The sequence below is a fragment of the Desulfovibrio desulfopostgatei genome (assembly GCF_053570645.1).
This window is the reverse complement of sequence record NZ_JBRBQS010000002.1, coordinates 71,566-82,336: the sequence shown is the minus strand read 5'-3', so window position 1 is coordinate 82,336 and position 10,771 is coordinate 71,566. Positions and strand designations below refer to the sequence as shown.

Annotated in this window: 6 protein-coding genes; all 6 read right to left on the bottom strand. The window is 58.7% G+C overall.

Annotated features, from left to right (window positions below):
• Positions 1 to 95: 95 nt before the first annotated feature.
• On the bottom strand, positions 96 to 1,298 hold the full coding sequence (locus tag ACUZ9Q_RS00330; RefSeq protein ID WP_297895566.1) for an alpha/beta hydrolase family protein: 1,203 nt from the start codon (positions 1,296 to 1,298) through the stop codon (positions 96 to 98).
• A 158-nt stretch (positions 1,299 to 1,456) separates the two neighbouring features.
• Positions 1,457 to 3,499, bottom strand: a complete 2,043-nt coding sequence (locus ACUZ9Q_RS00325; RefSeq protein WP_449247132.1) for a methyl-accepting chemotaxis protein — start codon at positions 3,497 to 3,499, stop codon at positions 1,457 to 1,459.
• Positions 3,500 to 3,902: 403 nt separating this feature from the next.
• The gene (locus ACUZ9Q_RS00320; RefSeq protein WP_192113488.1) at positions 3,903 to 5,945 is read right to left on the bottom strand and encodes a methyl-accepting chemotaxis protein; all 2,043 of its coding nucleotides are present in this window, start codon (positions 5,943 to 5,945) and stop codon (positions 3,903 to 3,905) included.
• A gap of 265 nt (positions 5,946 to 6,210) precedes the next feature.
• Positions 6,211 to 7,656: a threonine synthase gene (thrC, locus tag ACUZ9Q_RS00315; protein ID WP_449247131.1), complete on the bottom strand. Its 1,446-nt coding sequence runs from the start codon at positions 7,654 to 7,656 to the stop codon at positions 6,211 to 6,213.
• A gap of 157 nt (positions 7,657 to 7,813) precedes the next feature.
• Complete coding sequence (gene plsY, locus ACUZ9Q_RS00310; RefSeq protein WP_192113486.1) at positions 7,814 to 8,428, bottom strand: glycerol-3-phosphate 1-O-acyltransferase PlsY; 615 nt, start codon at positions 8,426 to 8,428, stop codon at positions 7,814 to 7,816.
• A 149-nt stretch (positions 8,429 to 8,577) separates the two neighbouring features.
• Positions 8,578 to 10,728 carry a ribonuclease catalytic domain-containing protein gene (locus ACUZ9Q_RS00305; RefSeq protein ID WP_449247130.1) on the bottom strand — a complete coding sequence of 717 codons (2,151 nt, stop codon included), beginning with the start codon at positions 10,726 to 10,728 and terminating at the stop codon, positions 8,578 to 8,580.
• Between the last annotated feature and the right edge of the window lie 43 nt (positions 10,729 to 10,771).

The following is a 10,771-nucleotide window of genomic DNA, read 5'->3' as shown; positions in this document are numbered from 1 at the left end:
CAGGGCCCAAAATCCCGTCAACAGAGCAATCCTGCCTTTTGAATTGTCTTTTCCCGGCAAGGCTGTCTTAAACAGCCAGCGGACAAAGGAACTGCTTAACGCTTGCTGTCAAAAAAATCCTTCTGATCCCCCACCCCATACAAAAACGCACCCCGGTGGTCGGCGGTGTCGCCAGCATACACGGCCTCAGCCCTGGCTCCCCCGGCGGTGATGGTGTAGCCCACGGCAAGGGTGGACACGTAGGGCGGCATGACCTCATCCACCTTGCCGTAATAGTAGCGGCAAGGCGTTGCCGAGCGCCACATGAAGGCCTGATTGTCGCGCAGCCTGCGAAAAAAGCTATCCATACCCGCCGAAGACTGCGCCATAACTTCCTCTTGCACCAGATCGGCAACCTTGGCGGGTATCTGCGGTTGCAGCTCTTCCCAGCCGATCTTGTTTTCGTAAAAATCGCGGCAAACAGCCTGATACTCTGGCCTGATGATGGTCTGGGGCAGGCCGGGCATGTCGTAATAGTAGGCGTAGGAATAGGTAAACAGGATAACGCTGCCCGCCAGCCACGTGGCGTCAAGCGATGAGGGGTTGTTTATCCAGCGGGTCAACAGCAGATACAGATCGGCTGGCGTAGCCGCCGTTGCCGCCGCCTTGACGGGCATGTTCAGGGATTCGAGCCGATGGCGGAACTGCTGGGTGCTCCAGCTACCCTGAGACCAGCCGCTGAGATAAAGCCCATTCTCTTCAATGCCCAGATCCGCCAGCACGGCACGGGCGGCAAAAAGCATATCCATGCAGGCCTGCACGGTTGACTCGCGTACCATGTAGCTGTCCGGCTCAGTGGAATCACCCTTGCCAATGTAGTCCGCACCTATCACCACATAGCCGTTCCCGGCCAGCCGCGCGGTCACAATGCGCGTTTCATCCGATTCCTCGGGGCGGGAGGGCACCGCAGTGCGGGTAAATACCGTGCCATGCTGATATGAAACCACGGGCAGCTTCTTTTGCGTGGTTTGCGGCACCGCCACAAGGCCGGAAGCCAGCGTGGGCCGATTGCCCTGTTCCGGAATCATGGTTGTATACAGCACCTTGTACAGGCTCACACCATTGGCGGCTTCCGGGTACTGCATCTTGAAATTGCTGAATGCCGCCACTTCTGACGTAAGAATTTTGTTCAGCCGTTCAACGCTGTAATCGCCGATGTGCGTATAGCGCACGCCGGAGGCAACGTCCTTGTAATCTGCCGCACTGGCGGTTGCCGCCAGCAGCATGAACAAAAGAGCAATGATTGTGGTCTGCCGCATGGAGCCTCCGGGTTTGCTGGTGTTTTTTCCACACTACTGATGCCGCGTTCTTTTGCAAGCCTCTGTGAGCAACCCTAAAAGCTGCCCCGGGAAGACAGATAAAAGGGGGCCCTGCCATGCGGCAAGGCCCCCACACATTGGTACGTACAGGCAGACGGCTAATGCCCGGATTTCAAACTGCTGATAAGCCCGCGCAACACCTGGGCCTGCTGGGCCATATCGGAAACCGCCCCGGCAGAATGCTGCATGGCGGAACTGGTCTCGAGCGAGATGCGGTTCACGTCCTCAATGGAGCGATTGATCTCCTCGCTGGTGGAGGATTGTTCTTCCGCAGCAGTGGCGATGGATTGCACCTGCTGGGCTGTGGCGTCCACCAGATTCACAATTTCATGCAGTGCCTCGCCCGAGGTGCCCGCAAGCGTGGTGGCGGTGTCAATCATGTTCACAACCTGCTCCACGTTGCCTACGTTTTTGCGGGTGCCATTCTGGATATCGCGGATGGCGTCGCCCACTTCCTTGGTGGCGGTCATGGTCTTTTCCGCCAGTTTGCGCACCTCGTCAGCAACCACGGCAAATCCTCGCCCGGCTTCGCCAGCGCGCGCCGCTTCAATGGCCGCATTGAGGGCCAGCAGATTGGTTTGATCTGCAATATCCGAAATAACTCCCAGGATCTGCCCGGTGCTCTCGGCCTGCTTGCCGAGCGTGGTCATTTCTGATTTCAATTCCACTGCGCTGGTCTGGATACGGCTGATATCCTTTACCACACTGGCCACCACATCCGCGCCGCTTTCCGCCTTGCTCTTGGCAGCTTTGGCGGATTCCGCCGCCTGCCCGGCGTTACGCGCCACTTCAAGCACGGTAGCGTTCATTTCTTCCATGGCGGTGGCTGTTTCGCCCACGCGCGCGGTCTGGCTTTCAGCGCCGCGGCTGGCCTGTTCCACCTGGGCCGAGAGTTCTTCCGAAGCCGTGGTTACGGCCTCTACAACGCCTTCAAGCTCGGTGGCGGCATGCAGCATACCGTCGGCCTTGGCCTGTTCCGCTGCAATACGGGCGGCTTCGGCCTCTTTTGTTGCGCTTGCTGCGCGTTCCGATTCTTCCTGAGCCAGGCGGCTTTTTCCGTCAGCCTCGGCTATCTTGTCTTTAAGGCTGCCCACCATGCTGCGCAGGCTGTCTGCCAGATGACCAATTTCATTACGCCGCACAAGCGTCAGGCTGCGGTCAAGCTCGCCCGACGCCACAGACCGGGCATAGGATTCCAGCTCTTGCAGGGGTTTGACGATGATCTTTTCAAGGGCCAGCAGGGTAATGCCCACAAGCAGCAGAATTGCGGCAAAGCCCGCGCCAACCATGAGGTTGCGCTGGTTGTTGGCCGAGGCTTCAATCTCCGCGCGATCCATGGTGATGACAACCTTCCAGTTCCAGCCCGGAACCGGAGCCCACGCCAGCATTTTTTCCACGCCGCCACGAGTGAAGGACTCCACGCCCGACGGAGTGGCAAGAATCTTGGCAATGCCTTCTTCCTTGGAAACATCCTTGAGTACGCGCTCGCTGTCGGGGTGCCCGACCATGACGCCTGTGGGCGCGACAATAAACGGATAGCCCGTTTTGCCCAGATGGATGTCGTTAATATAGTTTTCCATCAGGCCGTCAATGGCATAGGCCATGCCCACGCCGCCAATGACCTTGCCGCTGTCGTCCACTATGGCATCGGCAACGCCCACAATGGCCTTGCCCGTGATCGAGCTCTTTGACGGTGTGTCGCTCAGGCCGGGCTTGCCCTTGAACGTCTGGCGAATGTACTCGCGATGGGCAAAATTTTTGAGGCTGCCTTCCTTGCCGTGAACGCGGTTGATCAGCTGGGTGCCTTCCGTGTCAAACAGAAAGAAGGAGTTTACTTCGTCTGCCGAGCGCGACATGGCCGAGAGAAAACCTGCGGCCTCGCCATTATCATGCCGGTTACGCAAATATTCCTTGAGGGCAGGCTGCAGCACCGCTCCGTGCAGCACCATCTGCTGCTGTTCGCCAAAGTCGCCCAGCGACTTGGCAATGGTGCCAGCCAGGAGGCGCATCTGATCAACGCTTGACGTCAGGCTGGCTTCATAGCTGTAGCGGGCGACAACGACAATCAGAGCCGACTGCACCGCAAAGACCACCCCGCCCACAAGAAGCATCATTGCCATTCTGATGCTGCGTACCGACATAAACTAGCCTCCTCACTGCAAAACAGATCATTTCAATTCAGGCTGTCCACTGCGATCTTGCCAAAAACATCAAATTGAAGGCGGATGCAATATATATTCCAATATATCAAGATGTTTTATTTTATACTTATCATGTGAAATAACTAAGAATTTATTGTTATCTGAATCTTGATTACTTCACGCCACGCTCCCATATGCCCTCATTTGTTAACACTGATATTAAAATAATTAACAGTGATGTCTGCATGTGCGCCTTGTGGGCAGCGGCAAAAAAGGTGAAAAAAGCGGCCCCCACATAAGCAGGAGCCGCTTGCAGTCAGGTAGCAAGGCCTGATTTTAGAATACTTCAACTACAAGTTCAGTATGTTATGGCGTACCTGCCACTGTTTTCCATCATCACTGGCTAGTTTCCGGACTTCATACTGCTGATAAGTCCGCGCAGCACCTGGGCTTGCTGGGCCATGTCTGAAACCGCCCCGGCAGAATGCTGCATGGCGGAACTGGTTTCGAGCGAGATACGGTTCACGTCCTCAATGGAGCGGTTGATCTCCTCGCTGGTGGAGGACTGTTCTTCTGCAGCTGTTGCGATGGACTGCACCTGCTGGGCTGTGGCGTCCACCAGCTCCACAATTTCATTCAGGGCCTCGCCCGAGGTGCTTGCAAGCGTGGTGGCGGTGTCAATCATGCCCACAACCTGTTCCACATTGCCCACGTTTTTGCGGGTGCCGTTCTGGATATCGCGGATGGCGTCGCCCACTTCCTTGGTGGCGGTCATGGTTTTTTCCGCCAGTTTGCGCACTTCATCTGCAACCACGGCAAATCCTCGCCCGGCTTCGCCAGCGCGCGCGGCTTCAATGGCCGCATTGAGGGCCAGCAGATTCGTCTGGTCGGCAATGTCTGAAATAACGCCGAGGATCTGCCCAGTACTCTCGGCCTGCTTGCCGAGGGAGGTCATTTCCGTTTTCAGTTCCACGGCGCTGGTCTGGATGCGGCTGATGTCCTTCACCACGCGGGCTACCACATCGGCGCCGCTTTCAGCCTTGCTCTTGGCTGTTTTTGCGGATTCCGCAGCCTGCCCGGCGTTGCGCGCCACTTCAAGCACAGTGGCGTTCATTTCTTCCATGGCGGTGGCTGTTTCACCCACACGGACAGTCTGGCTTTCAGCACCGCGGCTGGCCTGTTCCACCTGGGCCGAGAGTTCTTCCGAAGCGGTGGTTACGGCTTCCACAACGCCTTCAAGCTTGGTGGCGGCATGCAGCATGCCATCGGCCTTGGCCTGTTCGGCGGCCATACGCGCGGCTTCGGCCTCTTTTGTTGCGCTGGCTGCGCGTTCAGATTCTTCCTGAGCCAGACGGCTTTTCTCATCGGCCTCGGCTATCTTGGCCTTGAGGCTGCTCACCATACTCCGCAGGCTGTCTGCCAATTTGCCGATTTCATTGCGCAGGTCGATTGTCAGAGAAGATTCAAGATTACCGTCCGCTACGTCTGAAGCAAAAGTCTGCAACTGCCGCAAGGGGCGCACAACCACTTTGTCCAGCGCAAACAGGCAAATGCCTACCAATGCCAGGATAGTAACAAAGCCGAGCACCAGCATGACGTTGCGCTGCTCGCGGGCCGGAGCTTCTATTTCATCAAGGGCCATGGTCACGCCTACGCGCCAGTTCCAGTTGGGAGCCACATCCCAGGCCAGCATGCGCTTTTCGCCTTCACGCATAAATTCCACGCCGCTACCGGAATCAACCTTGACCATATCGCTGACGCCCGGTTCACCAGCCATATTCTTGAGGATGTAATCGCTGTTTACGTGGCTGATCACAACGCCCTGGGGCGAAACAACAATGACGCGGCCCGTCTTGCCAATACTGATTGCCTTGAGATTTTTTGTCAGGCTGTCAATGTCGTATGACATGCCCACGCCGCCCACGACCTTGCCTTTATCGTCAAGGATGGGTGCGGTTACGCTGACGATAAGCTTGCCTGTGGCTATACTTTTTGTAGGTGCGGAACTGAAGCCCGGCTTGTTGGCCAGGGCCGCCTTGATGTATTCGCGGTCGGCAAGGTCGCTGAGCTTGCCGGGCTGCCCCTGCGCATAGGTAATGAGCTGTTTTCCGGCTGTGTCAAAGAGGTAAATTGTGTTGATTTCAGGCGCTGCTTTGGACATGGCAGCAAGAAATACTTCCGCGCCTTTTTTGTCTTCGCCCGTGAGCAGGAATTCACGCAGTCGCGGCGGTTTGGAAACACCGTTGATGAACATGCTGAGCTGGGTTCCAAAATCGCCCAGAGATTTGCTTACCGTGTCCGCGGTGAGATCCATTTCGTGAGTGCTTGCCTTAAGGTTCGCCTCATCCCCCATGCGCGTTACGACAACAACCAGAGCCGACTGCACCGCCAGTACCACAATGCTGATGACCAGCAACATGGCAGTTCTGATACTGCGTGAAAACATAACAGCTTCCTTTACGTAATAAAACTAGTCACCTGAACACCTTGATTCATAGCATTTCATATGCGGCATCCCCCTCATTTCTGAAGGTCGATAATTTTCCATGGGGACACGCCAAGACAGGCCGCAGCGTGGCTGTTATCCGCATAATGCCATCAACGCTGCTTCCCCTGCGCTGGCACGGTATTGCCGCACAGCAAAAAAGAAGCGGCAGCGCAACAGACCTGCGCTGCCGCTTCTTTGATTATCGGCTTCTATAATATAAACTTTACTTTTTTTGTAAAGAAAGTCGATCTGCCACGGCATCCGCCCCCATGCGGGCAAATTCGGCCACTTCGCGCCCCTTGCGGGCGCTTTCGGGCAGGAGCAGTTCCGGCTTGTTGGCCAGGCTCTTGTCGGGCGTGACGCCGTACTCCGCCGGGAAGGAATCGTTGAAATACATGTCCTGAAAACCTGCGAACTTGAGGGCATGGGCCGTTGCGTCAAGCACGGCATGCTCCTTGTTGCTGATCAGGCCAAGGGCCTTGGCGTTCATGAGACCCGCAAGGCATTCGCCGCCCTGGGTGCAGGCAATGTGGCCGTGACGGTTGGCAACAATCATGGCATCCATAATCTGCTGCTCGGTCACGCGCACCACCTGAAAGGCCCCTTCGCCGCCCTTTTCAGTGAACATCTCCGCCAGGTTGCGCACGCGCGGGAAGGAAACGGGATTGCCGATCATGGCGGCCTGCGCCACGCTGGGCGTGACGGTCACGGGCTGCCAGTGGCGGGCATCCTTGGGGGCATCATAATAGCGCCACACCGGGTCGGCATGCTCGGACTGCACGCCAAACACGCGGGGCAGCGAGGTGATGATGCCGAGCTCAAGCATTTTCAGGAAGCCGCACATGATGGCCGTGATGTTGCCCGCATTGCCGATAGGCACAAAGAGGCAGAGATCAGTCATGTCCCAGCCGTACCACTGGGCTGTTTCATACGCGTAGGATTCCTGCCCGAGGATGCGCCAGCTGTTCTTGGAATTGAGCAGGGCCACGCGATAATTTTCGGCCAGCAGTTCAACCACCTTCATGCAGTCGTCAAACACGCCGGGCAGTTCAAGCACGGTTGCTCCGCTGCCCAAGGGCTGCGAAAGCTGCTGGGGCGTCACCTTGCCGTGGGGCAGAAGCACCACGCTCTTGAGGGGCGCGCCCACGTATGAGGCATAAAGGGCCGCCGCCGCCGAGGTGTCGCCAGTGGAGGCGCACACGGTCAGCACTTCGTCCCACTTGTTGCGGCGGCACAGCCACTTGAGGTAGCTGAACGCGCAGGCCATGCCGCGATCCTTGAAGGACGCGCTGGGGTTCTGACCGTCGTTCTTGTAGGCAAAGGGCACGCCCACGCGGTCACGCAGGGCCGGGGCCGCTTCGATAATCGGCGTGATGCCTTCGCCCAGATACACGATATCGTCTTCGTCCAGCAGGGGAGCAAGCAGCTCGTAAAAACGGAATATCCCCCGAAGCGCGGTGCTGCGGCTGGCGGAGCGGGCGTCGAAAAGCTCGCGCCACTCTGCGCCGCTGCGTTCTTTCAGTTTGTCGAAATCCAGGTTTTCCAGCAGAAACACGCCGCCGCACTGCGGGCAGGTGTATAGCAGGCTGTCGCCGGGATGACGCGCGCCGCAGTCAAGACAAACATACTCCATGCGGCCGCGATAGGCCGGAAAATCCGCATGCGCCATGAGAGAAACTCCTTGATAATTGCATCAGGAAGGGGCTTTGCAATCCCCATCCTCACCCCCGGTTCACAAAAACATTTTGCAGCCAGGGGCGCTTGTGGCTCTGACAATGGCGGCACAGCAGGCCGCAGCATTGCCGAAATCTACGGGAAGCCGGGGGCTATCCCTTGTCTTCCTGTTTTTCCGAATGCTTGCCCTTGAGCCAGCTTTTTTCGGTACCTGCGCGCAAGCGCGCGATATTTTCCTTGTGCTTCCAGACCACCACGGCCAGCACGCACAGGGAAAGAGGCAGCCACACCCATTGGCCTGTAACCGCCAAAGCCACAACCAGCGCGGCAACGAGGCTCAGGGAACCCAGCGAAACAAAGCCGCTGCGCCAGATGATCAGACAGCACAGGGCAGAAGCTGCCAGCAACTGCCAGAAAGCCAAGGGCATGAACACGCCTATGCTGGTGGCAACAGCCTTGCCGCCCTTGAACTTCATGAAGCAGGAAAACACATGCCCAAGCACGCAGGCCAAGCCCACTACGCTGACAAATACGGGCGAGGGATTGATGCGGAACGCAAGCCACACCGGCAGCGCGCCCTTGCAGACGTCGCACGCAAGGGTTGCCACACCCCAGCCAAAGCCGCACAGACGCGCCACATTGGTGGCCCCGGTGTTGCGGCTGCCGCTCTCGCGCGGGTCAAGACGGCAAAAGGTCTTGGCGATAACAAGGCCCCACGGCACGGAACCAAGCACATAGGCCAGAGCAATCCACAATACTTCCAGCATATAATTCTCCGCTGCAAGCCTCTGAAAATACGGGCAGATATGCCCGCAACCCCAAACAGTCCCCTAAAAACACCACGGCATGGCAGCGTAAGTGGCTGCTGGCGCGCATGCCGGATCGGGATGCTGCCCGACGGAAGCGAAAGGCCGGTCTAGCCCGCCGTAACCGCTTCCAGAATCATGATTTCATTGTACAGAGGCTGCACCTTGCCGATACGCACATCCACGGCAAGGCCGGGGTGCGAGCGCTCGTCAAAAAGCCGCCTTTTACCGCGCACAAACATACCCTGATCGGGCAGGCTCACGGTAATAAAAGCATCGTTTTCTTCAGTGATAACGCCGTTCCACCAGACCTTGTCGCCCTTCTGGCGGAAGAAAAGCAGCTTCCAGTAGCGCGGGCGGAAGCGCTGCACCTGGCCCGCCGCATCCAGCGCTGGCGAAAGCACGTTGAGCAGGTCTGTCAGCTCGGCTTCTGTCCAGCGCGGCGCGCCTGTGCGGAAAAAATGCCCCAACTGTTCTTCGTTGACAAGATCGGGATAACGCCTGAGCGGCGAGGTCACAGGAGTGTAACGCGCAAGCCCGAGAGCCGCGTGGGGGCGTGCCTGCACCTCAAGGCCGGAGGGCGTGAGCGCGCGCATGATGCGTGTCATATCCTGGGGCGTTGTCCAGATGCCCGCGTATTCCCTGGGCAGGGCCACATCCTGCACGCGGTGCAGCATGGCGACGCCGTGATCGGCGGCCCACTGGGCTACAGCGGCGCTGGCAAGGATCATCATTTCCGCCACCAGCATCTGCGCGTCCGAGGCCTGATAATCCAGCCCAACTTCCACGCGCACATCTGCTCCTTCGCCCTCAAGACGGATCACAGGGTCGGGCCTGTCCATGATTACCGCGCCGTCCGCGATGCGGGCGGTCTGCCGCTGACGGGCAAGCTCAAGGCCCAGACGCAGTTGTTCGGCATAGGGCGTGGCCGCATTCTGCGGCAGGGGCTCGCCTGCGGCCTGCGCGTCAAGCACGGCCTGGCTGTCCACATAGGTCAGGTTGGCGGCAAGACTGACCTGCACAACCGAAATTTCGCACTCGCCAAGGGTGCCGTCCGCCGCCACATGCACGAGCACGCTCAGGGCGGGACGCGTCTGGCCCGCCAGCAGCGAGTAGGCGTCGGTGCCCAGTACTTCGGGCAGCATGTGGCAGTCGCCTTCCGGCAGATAAATGCTGGTGCCGCGGTGCAGCACCATCTTGTCCAGCGGCCCGCCAAAATTCCAGAACAGCGAGGGGCAGGCCAGCATGAGGGTCAGGGCCCAGCCGTCGCCCTCCGCCTCCACATGAAAGGCATCGTCCACGTCGCGCGTGGTTGCGCTGTCTATGCTGATGCAAGGCAGATCGCAGACATCGAGGCTGCCTTCCTGTCCGTTTCTGGCAAGGGCCGCCAAGGGGGCGCGCCCGGCGGCGGCAAGGGATTCTACCTCATCGGCGCAGGCCTGCCACCATGTATCGCCCGAGGCATAGCCCGCGCGGTCAAGCCAGAAATTATAGTGCGGCGGCACCTTGCCCCAGGCCACCAGTAGTTGCAGGGGCAGATGCGGCACATCCGGCATGCCCTTGCTCAGGGTGCGCCAGATGTTTTCCCACTCCTGACTTTCAGGATCAATCATGCGGGAAAAAAGGACTTCTTCAAGGCGTTCGGCCACTTCCTGCGGGGGCCATTCGCCAAGGGCAGCGCCCTCGCGCGGGGGCTGGGGCAGCTCGCGCTTGCGGCAGGCAACATCCCACAAAAGGCGCAAAAAGGCGGCTCCGCCTGCAATGAGCGATTCACGCTCAAGGCGGATTTTCTCCTCGGCCATACGTTTTTCAACCATGTCGGCAGAAAAAACCTGAAAATCCGGGGGCTGAAAACGGAAGTGACTTTTGCAGGCCAGCAGGGCGCGGCCATAGGCAGCCATATGATCGGTGGTGGGGTCGCTTTCAAAAAGCTCGGCAAACCAGCTTGCCGGGGCCGCTTCCACCTCGCCCTGGGCGAGTTCCCACACGTCCATGACGGGGATCTGGGCGGCCATGTCTTCGCGGGTTTTTCTGTGCGCTTCAAGCACGCGCACTGCGTCTTCCCGCCCCATGTCCGCCCCGTGCATGGGGCCTATCCAGGGCAGCAGGCGCGAAGAATTGAGCCGGGTTTCCCTTCTGTTGGGCAACAGCAGCCGCAGCCTGCCCCCGACCTCTTCAGTGACCAGGGCAATCTGCACGGCATTGCCTTCCATATATTCCACCACGCAACCCGGCGCCGGGTAGCGCACACAATCAGACATGCCCGCTCCTTCAGAAAAAGCGCGTCCGCTCTCCCATAGACCG

Excerpts from the sequence above, each read along its gene's own strand:
- ACUZ9Q_RS00330 (WP_297895566.1), bottom strand. The coding sequence starts at position 1,298 with ATGCGGCAGACCACAATCATTGCTCTTTTGTTCATGCTGCTGGCGGCA.
- ACUZ9Q_RS00325 (WP_449247132.1), bottom strand. The coding sequence starts at position 3,499 with ATGTCGGTACGCAGCATCAGAATGGCAATGATGCTTCTTGTGGGCGGG.
- ACUZ9Q_RS00320 (WP_192113488.1), bottom strand. The coding sequence starts at position 5,945 with ATGTTTTCACGCAGTATCAGAACTGCCATGTTGCTGGTCATCAGCATT.
- thrC (WP_449247131.1), bottom strand. The coding sequence starts at position 7,656 with ATGGCGCATGCGGATTTTCCGGCCTATCGCGGCCGCATGGAGTATGTT.
- plsY (WP_192113486.1), bottom strand. The coding sequence starts at position 8,428 with ATGCTGGAAGTATTGTGGATTGCTCTGGCCTATGTGCTTGGTTCCGTG.
- ACUZ9Q_RS00305 (WP_449247130.1), bottom strand. The coding sequence starts at position 10,728 with ATGTCTGATTGTGTGCGCTACCCGGCGCCGGGTTGCGTGGTGGAATAT.